The sequence below is a fragment of the Streptomyces sp. NPDC021019 genome, from assembly GCF_044333295.1.
Taxonomy (GTDB): domain Bacteria; phylum Actinomycetota; class Actinomycetes; order Streptomycetales; family Streptomycetaceae; genus Streptomyces.
This window is the reverse complement of record NZ_JBIRQR010000006.1, coordinates 88170-109798: the sequence shown is the minus strand read 5'-3', so window position 1 is coordinate 109798 and position 21629 is coordinate 88170. Positions and strand designations below refer to the sequence as shown.

General features: G+C 72.5%; 21 protein-coding genes and 2 pseudogenes. 13 read left to right on the top strand and 10 right to left on the bottom strand.

The annotated features are described in order from the left end of the window. The first annotated feature begins 13 nt into the window (after nucleotides 1-13). From ACH4RG_RS27715 to ACH4RG_RS27705, 3 genes are all read left to right on the top strand, one after another. The gene (locus ACH4RG_RS27715) at nucleotides 14-1402 is read left to right on the top strand and encodes an 8-oxoguanine deaminase (protein ID WP_397922312.1); all 1389 of its coding nucleotides are present in this window, start codon (nucleotides 14-16) and stop codon (nucleotides 1400-1402) included. 345 nt (nucleotides 1403-1747) lie between these two features. Next, nucleotides 1748-3205 (top strand): nucleobase:cation symporter-2 family protein, encoded by a 1458-nt coding sequence (locus tag ACH4RG_RS27710; RefSeq protein ID WP_397922314.1) that lies wholly within the window; start codon nucleotides 1748-1750, stop codon nucleotides 3203-3205. A gap of 91 nt (nucleotides 3206-3296) precedes the next feature. Further along, nucleotides 3297-3980: an alpha/beta fold hydrolase gene (locus ACH4RG_RS27705; RefSeq protein ID WP_397922316.1), complete on the top strand. Its 684-nt coding sequence runs from the start codon at nucleotides 3297-3299 to the stop codon at nucleotides 3978-3980. Between the two features lie 93 nt (nucleotides 3981-4073). Here the strand turns inward: ACH4RG_RS27705 and ACH4RG_RS27700 are convergent, their stop codons facing one another. Then, the gene (locus tag ACH4RG_RS27700) at nucleotides 4074-4769 is read right to left on the bottom strand and encodes a TIGR03086 family metal-binding protein (protein WP_397922318.1); all 696 of its coding nucleotides are present in this window, start codon (nucleotides 4767-4769) and stop codon (nucleotides 4074-4076) included. Nucleotides 4770-4961: 192 nt separating this feature from the next. Here ACH4RG_RS27700 and ACH4RG_RS27695 point away from each other — a divergent pair, with 192 nt between their 5' ends. The 3 genes from ACH4RG_RS27695 to ACH4RG_RS27685 all read left to right on the top strand — a co-directional run bounded on the left by ACH4RG_RS27695 (nucleotide 4962) and on the right by ACH4RG_RS27685 (nucleotide 7877). Then, nucleotides 4962-5954 (top strand): fibronectin type III domain-containing protein, encoded by a 993-nt coding sequence (locus ACH4RG_RS27695; protein ID WP_397922320.1) that lies wholly within the window; start codon nucleotides 4962-4964, stop codon nucleotides 5952-5954. A gap of 91 nt (nucleotides 5955-6045) precedes the next feature. After that, nucleotides 6046-6348, top strand: coding sequence for a hypothetical protein (locus tag ACH4RG_RS27690; protein ID WP_397931057.1), 303 nt, complete (start codon nucleotides 6046-6048; stop codon nucleotides 6346-6348). Further along, nucleotides 6345-7877: a YfcC family protein gene (locus tag ACH4RG_RS27685; RefSeq protein ID WP_397922323.1), complete on the top strand. Its 1533-nt coding sequence runs from the start codon at nucleotides 6345-6347 to the stop codon at nucleotides 7875-7877. Before ACH4RG_RS27690 ends, ACH4RG_RS27685 begins: the two co-directional genes overlap by 4 nt. Before the next feature lie 123 nt (nucleotides 7878-8000). On the opposite strand, the gene aceB is transcribed toward ACH4RG_RS27685, so the two are convergent. Together aceB and ACH4RG_RS27675 are read right to left on the bottom strand one after the other, a co-directional pair. After that, nucleotides 8001-9620 (bottom strand): malate synthase A, encoded by a 1620-nt coding sequence (aceB, locus tag ACH4RG_RS27680; RefSeq protein ID WP_397931058.1) that lies wholly within the window; start codon nucleotides 9618-9620, stop codon nucleotides 8001-8003. 262 nt (nucleotides 9621-9882) lie between these two features. Then, complete coding sequence (locus ACH4RG_RS27675) at nucleotides 9883-10488, bottom strand: NTP transferase domain-containing protein (protein WP_397922327.1); 606 nt, start codon at nucleotides 10486-10488, stop codon at nucleotides 9883-9885. A gap of 249 nt (nucleotides 10489-10737) precedes the next feature. Between ACH4RG_RS27675 and ACH4RG_RS27670 the strand changes: the two genes are divergently transcribed. After that, nucleotides 10738-11040 carry a DUF5955 family protein gene (locus ACH4RG_RS27670; protein ID WP_397922329.1) on the top strand — a complete coding sequence of 101 codons (303 nt, stop codon included), beginning with the start codon at nucleotides 10738-10740 and terminating at the stop codon, nucleotides 11038-11040. A gap of 52 nt (nucleotides 11041-11092) precedes the next feature. On the opposite strand, the gene ACH4RG_RS27665 is transcribed toward ACH4RG_RS27670, so the two are convergent. Both ACH4RG_RS27665 and ACH4RG_RS27660 read right to left on the bottom strand, forming a co-directional pair. Then, nucleotides 11093-11734, bottom strand: a complete 642-nt coding sequence (locus ACH4RG_RS27665; protein WP_397922331.1) for a response regulator — start codon at nucleotides 11732-11734, stop codon at nucleotides 11093-11095. Continuing rightward, on the bottom strand, nucleotides 11731-12930 hold the full coding sequence (locus tag ACH4RG_RS27660; RefSeq protein WP_397922333.1) for a sensor histidine kinase: 1200 nt from the start codon (nucleotides 12928-12930) through the stop codon (nucleotides 11731-11733). The genes ACH4RG_RS27665 and ACH4RG_RS27660 overlap by 4 nt, the downstream gene beginning before the upstream one ends. A gap of 110 nt (nucleotides 12931-13040) precedes the next feature. Between ACH4RG_RS27660 and ACH4RG_RS27655 the strand changes: the two genes are divergently transcribed. Next, the gene (locus tag ACH4RG_RS27655) at nucleotides 13041-14123 is read left to right on the top strand and encodes an ABC transporter permease (protein WP_397922335.1); all 1083 of its coding nucleotides are present in this window, start codon (nucleotides 13041-13043) and stop codon (nucleotides 14121-14123) included. Beyond that, nucleotides 14120-14800 (top strand): ABC transporter ATP-binding protein, encoded by a 681-nt coding sequence (locus ACH4RG_RS27650; protein ID WP_397922337.1) that lies wholly within the window; start codon nucleotides 14120-14122, stop codon nucleotides 14798-14800. The genes ACH4RG_RS27655 and ACH4RG_RS27650 overlap by 4 nt, the downstream gene beginning before the upstream one ends. Nucleotides 14801-14860: 60 nt before the next feature. Here the strand turns inward: ACH4RG_RS27650 and ACH4RG_RS27645 are convergent, their stop codons facing one another. Next, on the bottom strand, nucleotides 14861-15664 hold the full coding sequence (locus ACH4RG_RS27645) for an IclR family transcriptional regulator (RefSeq protein WP_215109962.1): 804 nt from the start codon (nucleotides 15662-15664) through the stop codon (nucleotides 14861-14863). Between the two features lie 352 nt (nucleotides 15665-16016). Between ACH4RG_RS27645 and allB the strand changes: the two genes are divergently transcribed. The 3 genes and pseudogenes from allB (at nucleotide 16017) to ACH4RG_RS27630 (ending at nucleotide 18057) form a co-directional block, all read left to right on the top strand. Beyond that, nucleotides 16017-17360 (top strand): allantoinase AllB, encoded by a 1344-nt coding sequence (allB, locus tag ACH4RG_RS27640; RefSeq protein ID WP_397922339.1) that lies wholly within the window; start codon nucleotides 16017-16019, stop codon nucleotides 17358-17360. Nucleotides 17361-17472: 112 nt separating this feature from the next. Continuing rightward, nucleotides 17473-17623, top strand: a pseudogene (locus ACH4RG_RS27635) (allantoicase); the annotation flags it as partial. A 110-nt stretch (nucleotides 17624-17733) separates the two neighbouring features. Continuing rightward, nucleotides 17734-18057 carry a putative quinol monooxygenase gene (locus ACH4RG_RS27630; RefSeq protein WP_397922341.1) on the top strand — a complete coding sequence of 108 codons (324 nt, stop codon included), beginning with the start codon at nucleotides 17734-17736 and terminating at the stop codon, nucleotides 18055-18057. A 20-nt stretch (nucleotides 18058-18077) separates the two neighbouring features. Here ACH4RG_RS27630 and ACH4RG_RS27625 read toward each other — a convergent pair whose 3' ends face one another. The 3 genes from ACH4RG_RS27625 to ACH4RG_RS27615 form a co-directional block, all read right to left on the bottom strand. Continuing rightward, nucleotides 18078-18908 carry an aldo/keto reductase gene (locus ACH4RG_RS27625; protein ID WP_397922343.1) on the bottom strand — a complete coding sequence of 277 codons (831 nt, stop codon included), beginning with the start codon at nucleotides 18906-18908 and terminating at the stop codon, nucleotides 18078-18080. 218 nt (nucleotides 18909-19126) lie between these two features. Then, the gene (locus ACH4RG_RS27620) at nucleotides 19127-19906 is read right to left on the bottom strand and encodes an SDR family NAD(P)-dependent oxidoreductase (protein ID WP_397931063.1); all 780 of its coding nucleotides are present in this window, start codon (nucleotides 19904-19906) and stop codon (nucleotides 19127-19129) included. 122 nt (nucleotides 19907-20028) lie between these two features. After that, the gene (locus tag ACH4RG_RS27615; protein ID WP_397922347.1) at nucleotides 20029-20670 is read right to left on the bottom strand and encodes a TetR/AcrR family transcriptional regulator; all 642 of its coding nucleotides are present in this window, start codon (nucleotides 20668-20670) and stop codon (nucleotides 20029-20031) included. Nucleotides 20671-20999: 329 nt separating this feature from the next. On the opposite strand from ACH4RG_RS27615, the pseudogene ACH4RG_RS27610 reads away from it, so the two are divergent. Then, nucleotides 21000-21289: pseudogene (locus tag ACH4RG_RS27610) on the top strand (EamA family transporter); the annotation flags it as partial. A gap of 29 nt (nucleotides 21290-21318) precedes the next feature. On the opposite strand, the gene ACH4RG_RS27605 reads toward ACH4RG_RS27610, so the two are convergent. Then, nucleotides 21319-21522 carry a hypothetical protein gene (locus ACH4RG_RS27605; protein ID WP_398540415.1) on the bottom strand — a complete coding sequence of 68 codons (204 nt, stop codon included), beginning with the start codon at nucleotides 21520-21522 and terminating at the stop codon, nucleotides 21319-21321. Nucleotides 21523-21629 lie beyond the last annotated feature (107 nt).

The window sequence follows — 21629 nt, the reverse complement described above, 5'->3', positions numbered from 1 at the left end:
AGAAGGAAGCGCCATGGCAGCTTCGGCAGACCCTCAGCGCATCATCATCGAAAACTGTTCGATCGCCACCGTCGACGCCCACGACACGGAGTACGCGTCCGGGTACATCGTCGTGGCGGGCAACCGCATCGAGTCCATCGGCGCCGGCAAGGCTCCGGAGGGCCTCGCCGGAGTCGTCCGGCGGATCGACGGCACCGGGCACCTCGCGACACCCGGCCTGGTCAACACGCACCACCACTTCTACCAGTGGATCACCCGGGGCCTGGCCACCGACCACAACCTCTTCAACTGGCTGGTGGCGCTCTACCCGACCTGGGCGCGCATCGACGAGCCGATGGCCCGCGCCGCCGCGCAGGGCTCGCTCGCCATGATGGCCCGCGGCGGCGTCACCACCGCCATGGACCACCACTACGTCTTCCCGAAGGGCTCCGGCGACCTCTCCGGCGCGATCATCGGCGCCGCCCGTGACATGGGCGTACGGTTCACCCTCGCCCGGGGCTCCATGGACCGCAGCGAGAAGGACGGCGGCCTGCCCCCGGACTTCGCCGTCGAGACCTTGGAAGGCGCCCTGGCCGCCACCGAGGCGACGGTCGACGCCCACCACGACGCCTCCTTCGACGCCATGACCCAGGTCGCCGTCGCGCCCTGCTCGCCGTTCTCCGTATCCACCGAACTGATGCGCCAGGGTGCTGAGTTGGCCCGTCGCAAGGGTGTACGGCTGCATACCCACGGTTCGGAGACCGTCGAGGAGGAGCAGTTCTGCAAGGAGCTGTTCGGGATGGGCCCGACCGAGTACTTCGAGTCGACCGGCTGGCTCGGCGACGACGTGTGGATGGCCCACTGCGTCCACATGAACGACGCGGACATCGCCGCCTTCGCCCGTACGGGAACGGGCGTCGCCCACTGCCCGTCCTCCAACGCACGCCTCGCGGCCGGGATCGCCCGGGTCCCCGACATGCTGGCCGCCGGTGTTCCCGTCGGCCTCGGCGTGGACGGCACCGCCTCCAACGAGTCCGGCGAACTCCACACCGAGCTGCGCAACGCGCTCCTCATCAACCGCCTCGGCGCCCACCGCGAGGCCGCCCTGAACGCCCGCCAGGCCCTGCGCCTCGGGACCTTCGGCGGGGCCCGGGTGCTGGGCCGCGCCGACCAGATCGGCTCCCTGGAGGCCGGCAAGCTCGCCGACCTCGTCCTGTGGAAGCTGGACACCCTGGCCCACTCCTCGATCGCCGACCCGGTGACCGCGCTCATCTTCGGCGCTGCCGCCCCGGTGACCCTGTCCCTCGTCGACGGTAAGCCGGTCGTCGAGGGCAACCACCTCACCACGGTGGACGAGGACGCCATCGCCCGTGTCACCCGCGACGAGGCCCGCCGCCTCGCGCAGATCGCCGCCGGAGCCTGATTCCGAGCGGTACCCCGCCGGAGTCCGACTCCGTGCGGCATCCCCGCGGAGCCCGGCTCCGCGCGGCATCCCCGACCGGCCGGTCGAGGGGGACGGCCCGAGACCGGCCGCCGTGGACCCGAGCGGGGTCCACGGCAGCCGGTCCGGCGGACGCGCGCATGGTGCGCGCCCGCCGGACCGGTGATGAACGCTGCCCGCACACACCCCCGTGCGCGCGTCCGCACCCCCCTCGGCACGACCTGCACGACCTGCACCACCTGAGAGAGCCGCACAGCCGTACCACTTACGCACCACCTCCCTGAACCCCACGTCGCCGACGACGTGTAACCGACCGGAGGAACCGCCGTGGCCGCCAAGCCCAGGTTTCGCAAAGACGCAGATGCAGCCGCCCCCGACACGACGGCCGACAACGCCGCGGAAGCGGGGGGCGACCGGAAACACCCGGTCGACGAGACCCTCCCCCCACTGAAGATGTTCACCAGTGGCCTCCAGCACGTGGCCGCCATGTACGCGGGCGTGGTGGCCCCGCCGCTCATCGTGGGGCCCGCCGTCGGCCTCACCGCCAAGGAGACCGCCTTCCTGATGGGGGCGAGTCTCTTCACCGCGGGTATCGCCACCCTGCTCCAGACCATCGGCTTCTGGAAGGTCGGCGCCCGGCTGCCCTTCGTCAACGGCGTCTCGTTCGCCGGGGTCGCGCCGATGATCGCGATAGGCAAGGACCGGGGGCACGACGGGATAGCAGTCATATTCGGCGCGATCATCGTCGCGAGTCTTCTCGGGTTCGTCCTCGCCCCGTACTTCTGCAAACTGGTGCGCTTCTTCCCACCCGTCGTCACCGGCACCGTGATCACTCTGATCGGCGTCTCGCTCCTCCCGGTCGCCTTCAACTGGTCCCAGGGCGGCAACGCCACGGCCGACGACTACGGTTCGATGACCAACATCACCATGGCCGCCGTGACCCTGGTCATCGTGCTGGCCCTGCGCAAGCTCCTGCGCGGCTTCCTCCAGCAGATCGCGATCCTGCTCGGTCTGGTCATCGGCACCCTGATCGCCATCCCGGCCGGTATCACCGACTTCGGCGCCATCAAGGAAGCCGACGTGGTCGGCTTCCCGACGCCGTTCGCCTTCGGCGCCCCGCAGTTCGAGATCGCCGCCATCATCTCCATGTGCATCGTGATGCTGGTCTGCATGACCGAGTCCACCGCGGACATGCTGGCCCTCGGCAAGATCGTCGGCCGTCCGGCCGACGAGAAGATCATCGAGGGCGGTCTGCGCGCCGACACCCTCGGCAGCGCCATCAGCCCGCTCTTCAACGGGTTCATGTGCAGCGCCTTCGCCCAGAACGTCGGCCTCGTCGCCATGACGAAGATCCGCAGTCGCTTCGTCGTCGCCGCGGGTGGCGGCATCCTCATCGTGCTCGGCCTGGTCCCCGTCGCGGCCTCCGTCATCGCCCTCGTACCGCTGCCGGTGCTCGGCGGCGCGGGCATCGTCCTCTTCGGCACGGTCGCGGCCAGCGGTATCCAGACCCTGGCCACCGCGGCCATGGAGAAGGGCGAGAACGCGCTGATCGTGGCGGCGGCCCTCGGCATCGGCCTGATCCCGATCGCGGCGCCGCAGTTCTACCACGCCTTCCCGGAGAGTCTGCTGGTCGTCCTCGACTCGGGCATCTCCACCGGCTGCGTGGTGGCGATCGTGCTGAACCTCGCCTTCAACCACTTCGGCCGCAGGCCCGACACGGCGGACGAGGAGCAGGCGCCGGGCGAGCACGTGGTGCCGGCCGCGGCCGGGGTCGGCGTCCACTGACCCCTGCGGATGTGGACCGGAGCATCCGGGGCCCCGCGCGACGCGGGGCCCCGGCGGCCGTCCGGCACCCGTCGGCTGTAGCGTCGGGGGCATGGAAGATCAGTCTGTTGTGGATGTCGGCGATGTGCGCCTCGCGTACCGGACCTGGGGCGACGCGTTCGGCTCGCCCGTCGTGCTGCTGCACGGCCTCGGCGGTTCGGCCGCGAACTGGGAGGCGGCCGGCCCCCTGCTGGGCCAGGAGTGGCGGGTCTTCGCCCTGGACCTGCGCGGCCACGGCGAGAGCGACTGGCCCGACGACTACGCCCTGGAGCTGATGGCCGAGGACGTCGTGGGTTTCCTCGACGAGCTGGAACTGGACCGGGTCGGCCTCGTCGGCCACGGCATGGGCGGGGTCGTCGCCCGGCTGGTGGCCCAGGAGCACTCCGACCGGGTGGAGCGGCTGGTGCTGGTGGAGGCCCCGGCCCCGTTCCCCGGCGACCCGGGCCCGGCGGGCCGGGGCGAGGGCCCGGTGGACTACGACGAGAACGCGGTGCCCGCCGTACGCGACCAGCTCGCCGACCCCGGCCCGGACGCCGACGAGGCCCTCGGCGACATCGTGTCCCCGACGCTGATCATCACCGGCGGCCCGGAGAGCCGGATGGAACAGCACCGCCAGGCCGACGTGGCCTCCCTGATCCCGGACTGCCGACTGATCACGGTCCCGGGCGGACACCGCATGCACGAGACCCGGGCGGACCAGGTGGCCGCGCACATCACGGAGTTCTTCACCAGCTGACCGGGTTACCTGCCGCCACGGGGTTCTCGCCGACAGCGGAACCGCCCCCTCGGACCGCCGGTCCCGGGAGTGGTGAGGGGCGCCTGTCGCGTCTCAGCCGCCCGGCCGCCAGTCCGGGCGGCGGCCACTGAGAGCGATCACCCGGTCCAGCGGCGGGGCACCGTCCGGTACCGGAACCGGCATCCCGAAGAGGCCGTCGGAGCCCTCGGAGCCACCAGTGTCATCAGCGCCACCCGCACCGCGCGGGCCGCCCGGGTCGCTCGCACCGTCCGGCCCGCCCGGGCCGTCCTCCTCCGCCGGGGCGAGCAGGGCCTCGCAGGACCGCAGTTCGGCCTCGCCCGCCGCGTACGGCTGCCCGGTCGCCCGGGCCAGGTCCCAGCCGTGGACGACGAGTTCGTTGAGCGCGACCGCCCCGGCCACCTCGGCGGGCAGCTCCACCCCGCCCGCCCGGGTCGTGCCCGTCCAGGCGCCGGGCGAGCGCCAGGCCGCCGCCATCTCGTCCAGCCGTCGGGGCAGCGCCGCACGCCAGTCGTCGTCGAGGACGGGGAGGGCGGCATCCGGGGAGACGGCGGTGCTCGCCCCGAGATCCTTGCGGGCGGCGTCGCGGAAGGCGGTGGCGAGCCCGGCGAGATGGCCGAGCAGCTCCCGCACGGCGTAGTCGGGGCAGGGGGTCGGGCCGTCCAGCCGGCTGTCGTCGACCGGACCGAGCAGCGCGACGATCCGCCGGGCGGCCGGCTCCAGGTCGGGAGGAGTGAGGGCATCCGACACGGGGTTCTCCTGTGCGTCCATACAGGGAAGACCCTTCGAGCACCGAGAACTCATCGACCGGTGACGCGCGATCCGGTTCCCGAGAAGCTGCCCCACGCCCTGCCCGGACCGCGGTCGGGCGGCGCACACCGTCACATAGCGGAAGGTTCCTCGCCGTCCTCTTGTCGGGGACCCCCGCGCCATGGCATACAGGTCTGGACCATTGCTGTCCGGATGGAAGGCACCACCGTGCAACGCCCCCACATGTCTGCCGCGTTGACCTGTTCCGCCCTGCTTCTCACCCCCCTCCTCTCCGCCTGCGGTGGCACCGCCGAAGCCGACACGCAGCCTCCCGGCACCCCCGAGGGTGTGACCGCTCAGGCCAGCAGCTCCACCTCGGTGCACGTCATGTGGGAAGGCGCCTCCGACAACGAGAAGGTGGCCGGATACGAGATCTACCGAGGAAAGACCAAGGTCAAGAGCGTCCCGGCGGCCAAGACCATGATCGACGTCAACGGGCTGACGGCCTCGACGGACTACACCTTCAGCGTCCGGACCAAGGACACGGCGGGAAATCTCTCCGCGCCCAGCAAGGGCGTCCCCGTCACCACCCAGGCCACCCCGCCCAAGGACGACACGCCCCCCACCGTCCCGGCGAAGCTGACGGGCAGCGCCGACGGGAAGCGTGCGGCCACCCTCACCTGGGGCGCGTCCAAGGACGACGTCGGCGTCACCTCGTACGACATCTACCAGGAGGACTCCCGGATCCACAGCGTCCCGGCCTCCGAGACCACGGCGAAGCTCACGGGTCTGCGGCCGGGAACCGTCTACACCTTCACCGTCCGGGCCCGGGACGCCTCCGACAAGTCCTCGGCCGACAGCAACACGTTCGACCTCACCACCGAGTCAGCCCCCGGCGCCCCCGCGAGCACCGCCCCCACCGGCCTGAGCGCCGAGATCGGCAAGGAGGGCGCAGCCTCCGTCCTCGACCTGTCCTGGGACCAGCCCGAGACGGGCGGAGCCATCCCCGCCTACGAGCTCCATCTGAACGGCAAGCTGACCACCACCATCGTCTGGGGCGGCACACCCCCCAAGGGGCGCGCCACCTACCGGCTGGACCTCTCCGACCCGGTGGGCACCCGCTATTCGGTCAAGCTCAGGGCCAAGCTTCCGGACGGCAAGTGGGGTGACTTCTCGGCCCAGCGGACGGTCGTCCTGACGGACTGAGGCCCGACCGACCGCCGCTCCCCAGGCGTGCGGCGCGCCGCCCTCCATGGTCCATTGGTCCCGGGAACCAGTGGACCGAAGGGGCTGAACCATGGATCCGGGAGACCGCCTGAGCACAGGGGGCGACGCGCTGACGGACGGTCTCGTCGCCGACCTGGAACGGTTGACGGCCATCCCGTCCATCGCGTTCCCCGGCTTTCCGCCCGCGCCCGTGCGCGAGGCCCACGATCTCCCCGCGGGCCCGGTGCGCGGCGCGGGCGTGGAGCGGGCGGAGAGGTGGGAGGAGGAGTTCCGCTCCCTCGCCGGGGCCCGGGGCCTCCTGGTCACTCATCTGGAGTCCCCGCGTCCGTTCGGTGTCCCGCTGGGGACCGCGACGGGCGGGAGCACGGGGTGAGCGGCGCCGCCGACACGAGGCAGGCCCCGGGGGAAGAGTCCCCGGCGAGGAAGAGGTTCGCCTTCCCCAGTGCCCTCACGATCCTCGCGGTCGTCACGCTGGCCGTCTGGGGACTGGCCTTCCTGATCCCGCCGGGGGCGTACGACCGCGGCGGGGACGGTGCGCCCGTCCAGGGCACGTACCACCGGGTCGACTCCGACCAGAGCTTCGTCGACCGGCTGAACGACCTCTTCCTGTCCCCGGTCAACGGTCTCTACGGAGTCCAGGACGCGAAGACGGGCGAGGTGGGCCCGGACCTGGCCGGCGAACTGTACGGCAGCGCCGGCGTGTTTCTCTTCGTGCTCGCCATCGGCGCGTTCATCACCGTGGTGTTCGCCACCGGCGCCCTGGACCGGGGCATCGGCCGCCTCGCGTACCGGCTGCGCGACCGGGGAGCGCTGCTCATCGCCGGAGTGATGCTGGTCTTCTCCCTCCTCGGCACCGTCGAGGGGTTCGCGGAGGAGACGCTCGGCTTCTACGGCCTGATCATTCCGCTGATGCTGGCCCTCGGCTACGACCGCGTGGTGGCCACCGGCACGATCATCCTCGGCGCGGGCGTCGGTGTGCTCTGCTCCACCGTGAACCCCTTCGCCACCGGAGTCGCCTCCTCCGCCGCCGATATCTCGCTCGGCGACGGCATCGCGCTGCGCGCGATCATGTGGGTGGTCCTGACGGCCGTGACGATCGGCCACGTCATCCGGTACGCGGGCCGCGTCCGCGAGAACCCCGACCGCTCGCTCTCCGGCTTCCTGCCCGGCGACCGCGAGCACAACGCGGCGGACGCGGGCGAACCCCCGGAGTTGACCGGGCTCCACCGGACCATCCTGGTCCTGGTCGCCCTGGTCTTCAGCTTCATGATCTTCTCGGTCGTCCCGTGGTCCAGCGCCCTGACGGGCGACGCCGACGCCACCCCGTACGGGTTCGAACTCGGCTGGTCCTTCCCCCATCTGGCCGCCCTGTTCCTGGTCGCGGCGGCTCTGGTGGGCGTCGTCGCCCGGTTCGGCGAGCAGAGACTCAGCGCGACGATCACCCAGGGCGCGGCGGACTTCATCTCCCCGGCCCTGGTCATCGTCCTCGCGCGCGGCGTCACGGTCATCATGAACAACTCGCAGATCACCGACACCGTGCTGCACTCCATCGAGGGCGTGGTCTCGGGCACCTCGTCGGCGCTGTTCGCGGTCTTCGTCTTCGTCGTCAACCTGCCGCTCGCCTTCCTCATCCCCTCCACCTCCGGCCACGCCACGCTGGCGATGCCGATCCTGGCCCCCCTCGCCGACTTCGCCGGCGTCTCCCGCGCCGTGGTCGTCACGGCGTGGCAGGCGGCGAGCGGCTGGATGAACCTCTGGGTGCCGACGACGGCGGTCACCATCGGCGGGGTGGCCCTCGCGAAGATCGGCTACGACACCTACCTGCGGTTCGTCTGGCCGCTGCTGGCGATCCTGTTCGCCCTCGTCTGCGGGTTCGTGGCGCTGGGGGCGGTGTGGACATGAGGGACTGCGGGCCGCGCAGGCTCAGGCACACACCACCGCCCCCGGCGCTGTGCGGTGCCGGGGGCGGTGACGGTGCTCGCCGGCGCTGCGCCGGGGGCGGTGGACGGTGCTCGTGCCGTGAGGTCAGCGCAGCTGCTCGTACGCCGGCAGCGTCAGGAAGTCCGCGTAGTCCTGGTCCAGGGAGACCTGGAGCAGGAGGTCGTGGGCCTGCTGCCACTTGCCGGCGGTGAAGGTCTCCTCCCCGATCTCCTCGCGGATCGCGGCCAGCTCCTCGGCGGCGACCTTGCGGGCCAGCTCCGCCGTGGCGTGTTCGCCGTTCTCGAAGACCACGTCCGCGTTGATCCACTGCCAGATCTGCGAGCGGGAGATCTCCGCGGTGGCGGCGTCCTCCATCAGGTTGAAGATGGCGACCGCGCCCAGGCCGCGCAGCCAGGCCTCGATGTAGCGGATGCCGACCGCGACGGCGTTGCGCAGGCCGTCGTACGTGGGGCTCGCGTCGAGCGAGTCGATGGCGATCAGATCGCCAGGGGCCACCGAGACGTCCTCGCGCAGCCGGTCCTTCTGGTTGGGCTTCTCGCCGAGGACCGCGTCGAAGGAGGCCAGGGCGATCGGGACCAGGTCGGGGTGGGCGACCCAGGAGCCGTCGAAGCCGTCGTTCGCCTCGCGGTCCTTGTCCGCCTTGACCTTCTCGAAGGCCACCTTGTTGACCTCGGCGTCGCGGCGCGAGGGAATGAAGGCCGCCATGCCGCCGATCGCGTGCGCGCCGCGCTTGTGGCAGGTGCGGACCAGGAGTTCGGTGTACGCCCGCATGAACGGGGCGGTCATCGTCACCGCGTTGCGGTCCGGCAGGACGAACTTGGCGCCGCCGTCACGGAAGTTCTTGACGATGGAGAAAAGGTAGTCCCAGCGGCCCGCGTTGAGTCCGGCGGCGTGGTCGCGCAGCTCGTGGAGGATCTCCTCCATCTCGTACGCGGCGGTGATCGTCTCGATCAGGACGGTCGCGCGGACCGTGCCCTGCGGGATGCCGACGTAGTCCTGGGCGAAGACGAAGATGTCGTTCCAGAGGCGGGCCTCCAGGTGCGACTCCGTCTTCGGCAGGTAGAAGTACGGGCCCTTGCCGAGGTCGATCAGGCGCTGCGCGTTGTGGAAGAAGTAGAGGCCGAAGTCGACCAGCGCACCGGGCACGGAGACGCCGTCCAGCTGGAGGTGGCGCTCCTCCAGGTGCCAGCCGCGCGGGCGCATGACGACCGTGGCCAGCTCGTCGGCGGGCTTCAGCGCGTACGACTTGCCGGACCGCGGGTCGGTGAAGTCGATGCGGCGCTCGTAGGCGTCGGTGAGGTTGAGCTGGCCGAGGACGACGTTCTCCCAGGTGGGGGCGGACGCGTCCTCGAAGTCGGCGAGCCAGACCTTGGCACCCGAGTTCAGGGCGTTGACGGTCATCTTGCGGTCGGTCGGACCGGTGATCTCCACTCGGCGGTCGTTCAGCGCCGCCGGGGCGGGCGCGACCTTCCAGGAGTCGTCCGCGCGGACCGCCGCCGTCTCGGGCAGGAAATCCAGCGTGGAGGTGCGGGCGATCTCGGCGCGGCGCTCACCGCGCCGGGCGAGCAGCTCATTGCGGCGCGGGGTGAACTGCCGGTGCAGTTCGGCCACGAACGCGAGGGCCGCCTCGGTCAGGACCTCTTCCTGCCGGGGCAGGGGCTCGGCATCGACGATGGCCAGCGTGGACGGCGCTGGTGCGGACATGAGCTGTCACTCCTTCAGCGGGCGGCGGCGTCTCATGGCCGCCGGGTCGCCTGAGACGGCACGGCGTGCCATGGCTCCGAGATACGGCCGTGGGTGCCGTCTGAGGTTCAGAGGGCTTCTGACCAGTGGATAGTAGTTTCCTCATGGTGGAAGTTCAATGGTTTGTTGATGTCGAGATTCTCCGGGTCGACAGAAACGGGCCGGTGGCGGCGCAGCGTGCCGACGCGGCCACGCCCGGTGGCCGGTGAGCGGGTCCGTCCGGTCACTCCAGGTGCTTGAGGTCCTGCGAGGTGTCGATGTCGTACGCCTCGGCCACATCCGAACACTCCACGAGCGTGATCGCATCGCGGTGCTCCCGCAGATAGGCCCGCGCACCCCGGTCGCCCACCGCCCCCGCCGCGATGTCCGCCCACCGGTCCGCCCCGAACAGCGCCGGATGGCCCCGCTCCCCGCCGTACGAGGCGGCCGCCAGGCTCGCCCGCGAGCGGCACGCGAGACGCACCCGCGCCACCGCCTCCGCCCCGATCCCCGGCTGATCGACCAGAAGGACGAGTGCCGCGTCCGCGTCCGTCGCGCCCAGGGCGGCCAGTCCCAGCCGGAGCGAGGAGCCCATGCCCTCCTCCCAGTCCGGGTTCACCGTCACCGCGCAGCCCGCGAGATCCGCGCGGGCGAGCACCTCGTCCGCCGCCGCGCCCAGCACCACGTGCAGCGGGCCGCAGCCGCCGTCGCGCAGGGCGCGCACCGCGTGTTCGATCAGCGGGCGACCTCGGTGCTCCAGCAGTGCCTTCGGCCGGCCGCCGAGCCGGCGGCCCCCTCCGGCGGCCAGCAGTACCCCCGCGACCTCGGGGTTCATCGCGGCGGAAGTCATGTCCGCGGTCCTCTCCGTAGCCGTTCCTGTCTCCGTTTCCGTGACCATGGGGTCTGGATACCACTGAGCGCTTCGCACACGCGACACGCATGTCACCCTCAGGGGTCACCCCGATTTCTTTCCGTGGGCTGGCGCGCACTGCCTGTCATGGCGTTAACTTGCGGACACATCCGGGGACTTGGCCACAGCCCGGGTTCGGGGGTCACACCGGCACAGGGACGTGCGAGGGGGAGTGCTGTGTTGCGAAGCGTGGGGCAGAAGCAGCTGACCGGCAGCGACGAGGACCCGAGGGTGGCCGAGCTGCGGATGGCCGTCTCCCGGCTCCGCCGCGAACTGGCCGGGCTCCGGACCGAGTTCCCCGACCGGCCGATCGCCGAGGACGAGCTGGCGGCCCTGGACGCGATGGCCGTCAGCGGCGTGCCGGAGATCCCCCGCATGCGCCGCTCCCTCCTGCTGATCGCGGGGGCCATCGGCTCGGTGAGCGCGGTGGCCGCGGCCCTGCGCGAGGTGCGCAACGCGGTCGACCTCTTCGGGGAGCCCCCGCGCGGGTGAAGTGCGGCCCCGATCCTCCCGCGCGGCCGACCCACGACGCGCGAGCCCGGCCTCAGCGGCGGATGAGCCTGCGGGCCGTGGCCGCCGCGACCGCCGACGTACGGGAGTCGACGCCCAGCTTGGCGTAGATGTGCACCAGGTGGGACTTCACCGTCGCCTGGCTCAGGAACAGCCGCTTGCTGATCCGCAGGTTCGACAGGCCCTCCCCGACCAGCTGGAGCACCTCCAGCTCCCGCCGGGTCAGGGCGTCGGCCGGCGTCCGCATCCGGTCCATCAGCCGGTGGGCCACGGACGGCGCGAGCGCGGAGCGGCCCGCCGCCGCCGTGCGCACCGCCGCCGCCAGCTCCTGCGGCGGCGCGTCCTTGAGCAGATAGCCGCTCGCCCCCGCCTCGACCGCCGCCAGGATGTCCGCGTCGGAGTCGTAGGTGGTCAGGATCAGGACCCGGGGGCCTTCCGGGGCGGCGGTGATCGTCGCCGTCGCCTCCGAGCCGTGCAGGCCCGCACCGAACTGGAGGTCCATCAGGACCACGTCGAAGCCGCCCGTCGCCGCCAGGGCGACGGCCTCCTCGGCGGTGGCGGCCTCACCGGCGATCCGGAAGCCCGGCTCGGTGTCCAGGACCGCGCGCAGTCCCGCCCGGACGACCGGGTGGTCGTCCGCGAGCAACAGCCGGATCGCGTCCCCGCTCCCGCTCATGCCGCCCGCTCCGCATCCGCTACGGGCAGCGGCAGCGTGACCGCCACCGCCGTGCCCTGTCCGGGCGCCGACTCCACGCTCAGCGCACCGCCGAGCGATCCGGCGCGCGCCCGCATCGCCGGCAGCCCGAAGCCGCTGTCGCCCCCCTCGTCGGCCGGCGCCCCCGACGGGTCAAAGCCCCGCCCGTCGTCCACGACGTCCAGCGCCACCGAGGTGTCCATGAAGCTCAGGGTGATCTCCGCCCGCCCGGCCCGCGCATGGCGCACCGTGTTGGCCAGCGCGGACTGCGCGGTCCGCAGCAGCGCCACCTCGTACGGCGTCGGCAGCTCCACCGGGGTGCCGCTCACCGCGAACCGCACGGTCAGGTCCGGCGCGGTCGTACGGGCGCGGAGCCGTTCCAGCGCGGCGGCCAGCGAACCGTGCTCCAGGTCCGGCGGCGTCAGCGCCCGGACGAAGGAACGGGCCTCGGCGAGATTCGCCTGCGCGGCCTCGCGGGCGGCCCGCACATGCGCCGCGGCCGGCGCGTCCTCGGGCAGCGAGCGCTCGGCGGCGCGCAGCAGCAGCTGGATGCTGGACAGACCCTGGGCCAGCGTGTCGTGGATCTCCCGGGCGAGGCGCTCACGCTCGGCGAGGGTCCCGGCCGTGCGTTCCGCCTCGGCCAGGTCCGCGCGGGTGGCGACCAGCTCCACGATCAGCTCGCGCCGCCGTTCGCTCTCCCGGAAGAGCGCGTCGTACCCGAGGACGGTGGCGACGGCGACCGCCGCGCCGATCAGCGGTCCGATGAACGCGCCCGGCTCGATCTCCTGCCGGTGCACGACGAAGCCGGTGATCGCGGCGCCGGCGGTGACCACGACGGCGGGCAGCGCCCACCGCGTCGGCAGGATGTGGAGCTGGAGGAAGTAGAGCGGGAAGGCCACCCACAGGGCGTCCGGCGACAGGACCAGCAGCGCGGCCCACAGGGCGCCGAGACCCGCCAGCCACCCGGCTCCCGCCCGGTTTCCGGGCTGTACGGAGGAGGCGAGCGGCCCCGCCGCGTACAGGGCCGCCATCAGCACCGCCACCACCACGACGGCCGCGGTGTGCGGCGCGTCCTCGCTCGCCGTACGGACGACCACCAGGGCCAGCAGCCCCATCAGCAGCGCGTGCAGACAGAGCCGCAGGGCTGCCGTGACGTGGGTGTGCGAACGCGAATCCATGGTCCGTCCAGCGTAGCCGCGGCCTCCCCGGACCCGGTCAATCGAAAGGTTGATCCCGGGCCCGTCCGCCGCGCGATGTTCTCCCGCCCGCGCCGCACGACGCTGGAGCCATGTTCGTCGCATGGAGAGACCTTCGCTTCGCCAGGGGCCGGTTCGCGCTCATGGGCTCGGTCGTGGTGCTGATCACGCTGCTCGTGGGCCTGCTGTCCGGCCTGACCGCAGGCCTGGCCCGGGAGAACATCTCGGCCGTCACCGGTCTGGACGCCGACCACCTGGCCTTCGCCGCGCCCCCCGACGGGCAGGCGGAGTCGTTCACCGACTCGACCGTCCGGGAGGACGCCTGGCGGAACTGGGCCGGCCGGCCCGGGGTCGAGGCCGCCCAGCCGGTCGGCATCCGGACCCTGAACGCCACCGCCGCCGGTGAGCGGACCGCCGCCGTTTCGGCCTTCGGCGTCGAACCGGACGGCACCCTCGGGCCGGAGGGGATCGGCCCGGGGCGGGTCGTGCTCTCCGAGAAGGCGGCCGAGGAGCTCGACGTGACGGCGGGCGACGGGATCGCGCTCGGCCGGACCGAGCACGAGGTCGCCGCCGTCGCCACGGACGCCTCGCACAGCCACACCCCCGTCGTCTGGACCTCGCTCGACGACTGGCAGCGGATCGGCCACGACGGCGCCGGCCCCGCCGAACAGGCGACCGTGATCGCCCTGACCACCACCGGAGGCGTCGACCTCGCGGCGGGGGACGCGGCGGCGGGAACCAGCACGCTCACGCTCGACGACTCCCTCACGGCCATCGGCTCCTACCAGGCGGAGAACGGATCGCTGCAACTGATGCGCGGCTTCCTCTTCGCCATCTCCGCGCTCGTCATCGGAGCGTTCTTCACCGTCTGGACGATCCAGCGCAGCGGCGACGTCGCCGTGCTGAAGGCGCTCGGCGCGTCGACCCCGTACCTCCTGCGCGACGCGCTGGGACAGGCCGTCGTGATGCTCGCCCTCGGTACGGGGCTGGGCACCGCCCTGGCCGCCGGGACCGGAGCCCTGATCGGCCGAGGAGCCGTGCCGTTCGTCCTGGACGCGGCGACCGTCCTCGTCCCGGCCGCCGTGCTGATCGCCCTCGGCGTGCTCGGGGCCGCCCTGTCCATCCGGCGGATCACCGCCGTCGACCCGCTCACCGCACTCGGGAGTGCCCGATGACGCTCACCCTGACCGACGTCACCCTCACCTACCCGGACGGCGAGGGACGGCTCACCGCCCTGGACCGGGTCTCGCTGGACGTCCCCCCGGGCACGCTCACCGCGGTCGTCGGGCCGTCCGGATCGGGCAAGTCGAGCCTCCTCGCGGCCGCCGCCACCCTGGTCACCCCGGACTCCGGAGAGGTGGTGGTGGCCGGGACGCCGACGGCCGGCCTCGGCCGGGCCGGGCGGGCGGGCCTGCGCCGGGACCACATCGGCATCGTCTTCCAACAACCCAACCTGCTGCCCGCGCTGACCGCCGCCGAACAGCTCCAGGCGATGCGCCACCTGTCCGGGGGGTCCGCCCGTGGTGCACGCCGCCGGGCCCTGGAGCTGCTGGACGCGGTCGGTCTGGCCGACCGCGCCGACCGGCGGCCGCACCAGCTCTCCGGCGGTCAGCGCCAGCGGATCAACATCGCGCGGGCCCTGATGAACGAGCCGGCGGTCCTGCTCGTCGACGAGCCGACCAGCGCGCTCGACCACGAGCGCGGCGCGGCCGTGCTCGACCTGCTGGTCACCCTGACCCGGGAGCGCGCCACCGCCACGGTGCTGGTCACCCACGACCTGGCGCACCTGGGGCGGATGGACCGCACGGTGACGATGGACGACGGGCGGCTGACCGTCCCGGCCGGGGTCTGAAACGACGTCTGGTACGAGGAGCGGCGGGGCCGGAGACAGCGGCCCCGCCGCTCCCCGTTCTCAGCCGCCGTTCGTGCCGTTGCTCGCCAGCGCGTCGGACAGCTCTCCCGCGACCTGCTGGAGGATCGGCACGATCCGCTCCGTCGCCGCCTCCGTCACCCGTCCGGCCGGGCCCGAGATGGAGATCGCGGCCGAGGTGGGGGAGTTCGGCACGGAGACCGCGAGGCACCGCACGCCGATCTCCTGCTCGTTGTCGTCCACCGCGTACCCGGCCCGGCGCACCAGCTCCAGGGCGTCGAGGAAGCCCTCCGGGGTGGTGATGGTCTTCTCCGTGGCGGCCGGCATGCCGGTACGGGCCAGGAGGGCGCGGACCTCGTCGGCGGGGGTGTGCGCGAGGAGCGCCTTGCCCACACCGGTGGAGTGCGGCAGGACCCGGCGGCCGACCTCGGTGAACATCCGCATGGAGTGCTTGGAAGGCACCTGGGCGACGTACACGATCTCGTCCCCGTCCAGCAGCGCCATGTTCGCCGTCTCGCCGGTCTCCTCCACCAGCCGGCTGAGGTAGGGGCGGGCCCAGGTGCCCAGCAGCCGGGAGGCGGACTCACCGAGCCGGATCAGCCGGGGGCCCAGCGCGTAGCGGCGGTTGGGCTGCTGGCGCACGTATCCGCAGCCGACCAGGGTGCGCATCAGCCGGTGGATGGTCGGCAGGGGCAGACCGCTGCTCGCGGAGAGCTCGCTCAGCCCGACCTCGCCCCCGGCGTCGGCCATCCTCTCCAGCAGATCGAAGGCGCGCTCGAGGGACTGCACCCCGCCGCTGGAACCGGAGGGCTTGGAGTCGGCTGTGCTGGCGTGGGACGGCGGCACGTCAACGGTCCTTTCGAAGCGGAAGGCAAGGCAGCAGCCTACCGGGCGGTTCCCGATCGGCCCACAGCTCCCCGGTCGGCGTCCGTGCCGGTCAGGGGCTGTTTTGTCCGGGTGCCGACGGTCGGTGCGGGCGGCTCGGCGCCGCCCCTCCTGGCCCATGCTACGTTCCGCAGTTCGAAATATGACTTTTACTTTGTGGAAACCTCCAGTCGGGCGGCGGAGGTGGACCGGTCGGCCCCCGTGACGGAAGGCGGGGTCTTGACGAGGGTGATTCCCGAGTGAAGACTCCATCGAAAGCTTCAACAGTTCGTTGAATCCCTGTTGTGATCATTGCTGGAGTGAAGGAGCACAGGTGTCCGGTCCGGACGTGAACCTGATACTGCGCTCGACGCGCGTCGTCACCCCCGAGGGGACCCGTCCGGCGGCGGTCGCCGTCGCGGGCGGCACGATCGACGCGGTCCTGCCGTACGACACCGGGACGCCCGAGGGCGCCCGTCTGGAGGACTTCGGCGACGACGTCCTGCTGCCCGGCCTGGTCGACACCCACGTGCATGTGAACGACCCCGGCCGCACCGCGTGGGAAGGCTTCTACACCGCCACCCGTGCGGCGGCGGCGGGCGGGATCACCACGCTCCTGGACATGCCCCTCAACTCGCTCCCGCCGACCACCACCGTCGAGCACCTGCGGATCAAGCAGCAGGTCGCGGCCCCCAAGGCGCACGTCGACACCGGCTTCTGGGGCGGTGCGGTCCCCTCCAACGTCAAGGACCTGCGCCCGCTGTACGAGGCCGGGGTCTTCGGCTTCAAGTGCTTCCTGTCGCCCTCCGGCGTGGAGGAGTTCCCGGAGCTGGACCAGGAGCAGCTCGCCCGCTCCATGGCGGAGATCGCCGGATTCGGCGGGCTCCTCATCGTGCACGCCGAGGACCCGCACCACCTGGCCGAGGCCCCGCAGCGCCCCGGGCCCGCCTACGCGGACTTCCTCGCCTCCCGGCCGCGCGACGCCGAGAACACCGCGATCGAGGGACTCATCGCCCACGCCAAGCGGCTCGACGCCCGCGTCCACGTCCTGCACCTCTCCTCCAGCGACGCCCTGCCGCTGATCGCCGCCGCGAAGCGCGAGGGCGTCCGCGTCACCGTCGAGTCCTGCCCGCACTTCCTCACCCTCACCGCCGAGGAGGTGCCCGACGGGGCGACGGAGTTCAAGTGCTGCCCGCCGATCCGCGAGGCCGCCAACCAGGACGCGCTCTGGGCCGGCCTCGCCGACGGCACCATCGACTGCATCGTCAGCGACCACTCGCCGTGCACCACCGACCTGAAGACCCCGGACTTCGCCTCCGCCTGGGGCGGCATCTCCTCCCTCCAGCTCGGCCTCCCCGCCATCTGGACCGAGGCCCGCAAACGCGGCCACTCCCTCGACGACGTCGCCCGCTGGATGTCCGCCGCCCCCGCCGCGCTGGCCGGTCTGACCCGCAAGGGCGCCATCGAGGCGGGACGCGACGCCGACTTCGCGGTCCTCGCCCCCGACGCGACCTTCACCGTCGACCCCGCCGAGCTCTTCCACCGCAACCAGGTCACCGCCTACGCCGGGAAGACCCTGCACGGCGTGGTCCGCTCCAGTTGGCTGCGCGGTGTCCGCATCGCCTCCGACGGCGTCCTCGCCGAGCCCGCCGGCCGCCTCCTCGAACGCGACCGCTGACCGAGCCCACCGGCCCGCTCCTCGACGAGTTCTTCGCCGAGCGCGAGAACCTCCGCAAGTCCGGCCCGCCGTCTTCGACCCGGAGCGCTTCGGGCACAGGGGCATGATCGTGGACGGCTGGGGGACCCGCCGCCGGAGCGACCAGGGCAACGACGGGATCAGCCACCCGCCTCGCCGCACAGTCCGGGGTCCGGGCCGTCGAGATCGACACCGCCTACCTGAAGGGCGACTCCGCGGGAAGGGCGGCTGATCTCGCGGTGCGCCCGGCCGGTCCCGTTACGGGAGGGTGTGTCACCCTGGTCGAGGTGCGGTGAGCGGGCCCTGAAGGCCGGGCGAGCCGCACTTTCCGACGCCTCGACCAGGAGCCCCCCCCATGATCTTCATCGCCGTCAAGTTCACCGCCCTCGACCCCGAGGAGTGGCTCACCCGGCTGGACGGCTTCACCGTCGCCACCCGTCGCGAGCCCGGCAACCTCTTCTTCGACTGGTCGCACAGTGTGGAGAACCCCAACGAGTTCGTCCTGCTGGAGGCGTTCGCCGACGCGGCGGCGGGCGAGGCGCACGTGAACTCCGACCACTTCAAGGCGGCGATCGCGACGATGTCGGAGCTGGTGGCCGAGGTCCCCGAGATCATCAACGTCGAGGTGGAGGGCACCGGCTGGTCCCGGATGGCGGAGGTCACCCCGCGCAACCGCTGACCGGCGCGTCCCGTTCAGTCCTAGAACTCCTCGTGGGACTCCGGGTCGCCGCCGAACCGCCGCTGCCGCCCGGACGCGATCGACGTCAGCTCCTGCGCCGTCAGCTCGAACCCGAACAGATCGAGGTTCTCGCGCTGCCGGCCAGGGTCCGCCGACTTCGGAACGGGGACCGCTCCCAGCTGGGTGTGCCAGCGCAACACCACCTGCCCGGGACTCACCCCGTGGTCCTCGGCGATCGCCACGGTCGAGGGATCCTCCAGCACCTCGCGGCCCCTGGCCAGCGGACTCCAGCTCTCCGTGACGATGCCCTTCGCCGCGTGCACGGCACGCAGATCCTCCTGCGGCAGCAGCGGGTGCATCTCGATCTGGTTCACCGAGGGCAGCACGCCCGTCTCCCGCTCCAGCCGTTCCAGCTGCGCGGCGGTGAAGTTGGAGACGCCGATCGAGCGGACGAGACCGTCCTCGCGGAGCCGGATCATGGCCTTCCAGGTGTCCACGTACTTGTCGAGGCGGGGGAGCGGCCAATGGATCAGATAGAGGTCCACGTACTCGACGCCCAGGCGGGCCCGCGACTCCTCGAACGAGGCGAGCGTCTCCTCGTACCCGTGGTGGCGGCCGGGCACCTTCGTGGTGAGGCGGACCTCCTCGCGGGGAACGCCGCTGCGGGCGACGCCCCGGCCGGTGCCGGTCTCGTTGCCGTAGTTGAGGGCCGTGTCGACCAGCCGGTAGCCGAGCTCCAGGGCCCCGGCGACGGCCTCCTCGGCCGCCGCGTCGTCCAGCGGGTAGGTGCCGAGCCCCACCGCGGGGAGCCGCGTGCCGTCGTTGAGCGCCTGAACCGGCGTGCCGGACATGTGCTGGTCCCGTCCTTCCCGTCGCTGCCCCCCGTCCCGGCCAGCGTAGGGGCGGGGCCGGGACGGGGCAGCCGGACGGGGCCGACGTGGGAGAGCAAGCCCAGGGGAGCCGCCGGGAAGAGCGGCGGGCGAGCTGCCCGGTCGGCGGGCGGGCGGCTCTCCGGCCGGCGGACGGAAGGTGCCTGCGCCGGCGCTGGGGCAGCTCGGACCGGGGCCGCTCAGGCCGCGTGGCCGCCGTCCACCACGAGCTCCGTGCCCGTGATGAACCCCGCCTCCGCGCTCGTGAGGTACGCGACGAGCGAGGCGACCTCCTCCGTCGTGCCGAAGCGGCCCAGGGCGGTCGCCGTGCGCTGGCCCTCGGCGAACGGCCCGTCGGCCGGGTTGAGATCGGTGTCCACCGGCCCGGGCTGGACCAGGTTCACCGTGATGCCGCGCGGCCCCAGCTCGCGGGCGAGCGGCTTGGTCAGCCCGACCAGGGCGGACTTGCTGAGCCCGTAGAGGGTGGAGCCGGGCCCGCCCACGTACCGGCTCAGGGCGGAGCCCACGGAGACGATGCGGCCGCCGTCGGCCAGCCGCTCCGCCGCCGCCCGGCAGGCGAGGAAGACCGCCCGGACGTTCACCGCCAGCGTCCGGTCCACCTCCGGCCCGGTGAGCGCGGAGATCGGGCCGAGGACACCGATGCCCGCGTTGTTGACCAGGATGTCGAGCCGGCCGAACGCGTCCGCCGCCCGGTGCACGGCGTCGGCGCCCGCTTCGGCGTCCGCCGCGTCGCTGCGCAGGGCGACGCCCCGGCGGCCGAAGCCCTCGATCTTCGCGACGACCGCACGGGCCGCCGCCTCGTCCTGGACATAGGTGACGGCGACGTCCGCGCCCTCCTGGGCGAGCCGCAGCGCGATCGCGGCGCCGATGCCCCGGCCGCCCCCGGTGACCAGGGCGGCCCGGGCCGGGAGGTCGGTGGTAACGGTGGTGGGGGCGGGGGTGGGCAGGGTGCTGGACATGGCCGGTTCCTTTGCTGGGGGATGCCGTCGCTTCGACGGCATCCCCCAGCAAACGCGCACCGGGGCCCGCGCACCGGCGGGTATCGGACGCCCACGGCCGCACGGCAGCCAGCCCGGGCCGCCTACCGTGCGGGCAGCAGTCCGGGATCCGTCGCCGCCGCCCGCAGCCGGAGCAGGATGGCCCGCGCCGCCTTGTCGTAGCCGAGGTTGTTGTTCTGGAGCACCGACTCGGCGTTGGCCAGCTCCAGCAGGGCGATCACCTCGAACGCCAGCTGGCACACGTCGGTGTCCCCGGCCAGCTCCCCGGCGGACCTGGCCTCCTCGATCGTCTGCTCCACGAAGGTGACCCAGCCGGTCTGCGCGGACGCCAGGGCGTCGTGCACCCTGCCGCCGCGGGCGTCGAACTCGGCCGTGGCGGCGTAGAAGAAGCAACCACCCCGGAACACCCGCTCGCGGGAGTACGCGATCCACGCCTCGCACAGCCGCCAGACCCGCCCGAGCCCAGGCGGCACGGACCGGGTGGGGCGCAGCACGTGGTCGACGTATATGGCCACCGCCCCCCGCACGGTGGCCAGCTGGAGCCCCTCCTTCGAGCCGAACAGGGCGAACACCCCGCTCTTGCTCAGCCCGAGCTCGGTGGCCAGTCGCCCCAGCGACAGGCCCTCCAGCCCTTCGACCGAGGCGATCTGCACCGCCCGCCCCAGGATCAACTGCCGGGTCTGGTTCCCCCGCTCGACCCGCCCGTCCGCTTTCAACGATGTCATGTGACCACTCCGTGCCTCAGAGTTATCGAGGCGTCAGTCTAGGGAGCGGTGAGGCGGCCGAAGGACCCTCCGCCGTCCGGCCGAACGGCTCGTCCGCCGCTGACCACGGGTGATGTCCCGGGAGGATCCGAGCGTTGCGACAGGTGTTCCTTTTTCTGGAGCCCAGCGGATAGCGTGTCGCTCCGCGTGCGAGCCGATGAGGTCTCCCCGACACGTCGCGTGGAGATCACTGGAGATCCCGGTGTCCGCTGTCGCCGTGCCCACCCTCGCCTCGCACCCCCGCGCCGCGCCCGGTTCACGATTCTGTCCGTGCTGGCGGTGGCCGCCGTCCCGGCACAGGCGCCTCGCCGTGGAGCGCGGCGGCGGACTTCGGCGTCCGGGAGTGGGCGGGCCCGGTCCTCCTCTCGGTGTTCCGCGCGCTGTTCGCGCTCTTCGTGCGGATGTGGTCCGTACGCCGCACCTCGCCGTCCCGGGTCAGCCTGCTGCTGGGTACGGAACCGCTGCGGGCCGCCGCCGTCGGCAGCAGCCTCGGCGGCGAACGGCTCGGGTTGGCGCCGCCGGGGCGGTTCTCGTCCTGGCGGGCACCGCGAGGGGCCGACGCGGCGCGGACCGGGCCTGATCGACGCCGTCAGGACCTGTTCACCGCCGTCAGGACTTGATCGAGTCCGCGGCGATCATCACGGCCGCCCCCGCCACGATCAGCACGATGTTGACGAACAGCCCCCGGTCGTCGAGGAAGTCGACCCGCCGCACCACCGTCCACAGCCGGAACCAGCCCGTCCACTCGCACAGCAGCCCGCCGGCGCCCTGGGCGAAGACGAGGAACCCGATCGTCTCGACGATTCTCTTCATGGGCCGAGCCTCCCGCCCGTCCCGCGCCCACCGCGTCGGCCACCGGTCCCGTCCGCCGCGCCGAAAGTAGGCGGTGCCACGACTTTGGTCGCTCCCTCGCCGCGCGG

What these genes read in the sequence shown, in the direction of transcription:
- ACH4RG_RS27715 (WP_397922312.1), top strand. Translation starts at nt 14, where the DNA reads ATGGCAGCTTCGGCAGACCCTCAGCGCATCATCATCGAAAACTGTTCG.
- ACH4RG_RS27705 (WP_397922316.1), top strand. Translation starts at nt 3,297, where the DNA reads ATGGAAGATCAGTCTGTTGTGGATGTCGGCGATGTGCGCCTCGCGTAC.
- ACH4RG_RS27700 (WP_397922318.1), bottom strand. Translation starts at nt 4,769, where the DNA reads ATGGACGCACAGGAGAACCCCGTGTCGGATGCCCTCACTCCTCCCGAC.
- ACH4RG_RS27695 (WP_397922320.1), top strand. Translation starts at nt 4,962, where the DNA reads ATGGAAGGCACCACCGTGCAACGCCCCCACATGTCTGCCGCGTTGACC.
- ACH4RG_RS27690 (WP_397931057.1), top strand. Translation starts at nt 6,046, where the DNA reads ATGGATCCGGGAGACCGCCTGAGCACAGGGGGCGACGCGCTGACGGAC.
- aceB (WP_397931058.1), bottom strand. Translation starts at nt 9,620, where the DNA reads ATGTCCGCACCAGCGCCGTCCACGCTGGCCATCGTCGATGCCGAGCCC.
- ACH4RG_RS27675 (WP_397922327.1), bottom strand. Translation starts at nt 10,488, where the DNA reads ATGACTTCCGCCGCGATGAACCCCGAGGTCGCGGGGGTACTGCTGGCC.
- ACH4RG_RS27665 (WP_397922331.1), bottom strand. Translation starts at nt 11,734, where the DNA reads ATGAGCGGGAGCGGGGACGCGATCCGGCTGTTGCTCGCGGACGACCAC.
- ACH4RG_RS27660 (WP_397922333.1), bottom strand. Translation starts at nt 12,930, where the DNA reads ATGGATTCGCGTTCGCACACCCACGTCACGGCAGCCCTGCGGCTCTGT.
- ACH4RG_RS27655 (WP_397922335.1), top strand. Translation starts at nt 13,041, where the DNA reads ATGTTCGTCGCATGGAGAGACCTTCGCTTCGCCAGGGGCCGGTTCGCG.
- ACH4RG_RS27650 (WP_397922337.1), top strand. Translation starts at nt 14,120, where the DNA reads ATGACGCTCACCCTGACCGACGTCACCCTCACCTACCCGGACGGCGAG.
- ACH4RG_RS27630 (WP_397922341.1), top strand. Translation starts at nt 17,734, where the DNA reads ATGATCTTCATCGCCGTCAAGTTCACCGCCCTCGACCCCGAGGAGTGG.
- ACH4RG_RS27625 (WP_397922343.1), bottom strand. Translation starts at nt 18,908, where the DNA reads ATGTCCGGCACGCCGGTTCAGGCGCTCAACGACGGCACGCGGCTCCCC.
- ACH4RG_RS27620 (WP_397931063.1), bottom strand. Translation starts at nt 19,906, where the DNA reads ATGTCCAGCACCCTGCCCACCCCCGCCCCCACCACCGTTACCACCGAC.
- ACH4RG_RS27615 (WP_397922347.1), bottom strand. Translation starts at nt 20,670, where the DNA reads ATGACATCGTTGAAAGCGGACGGGCGGGTCGAGCGGGGGAACCAGACC.
- ACH4RG_RS27605 (WP_398540415.1), bottom strand. Translation starts at nt 21,522, where the DNA reads ATGAAGAGAATCGTCGAGACGATCGGGTTCCTCGTCTTCGCCCAGGGC.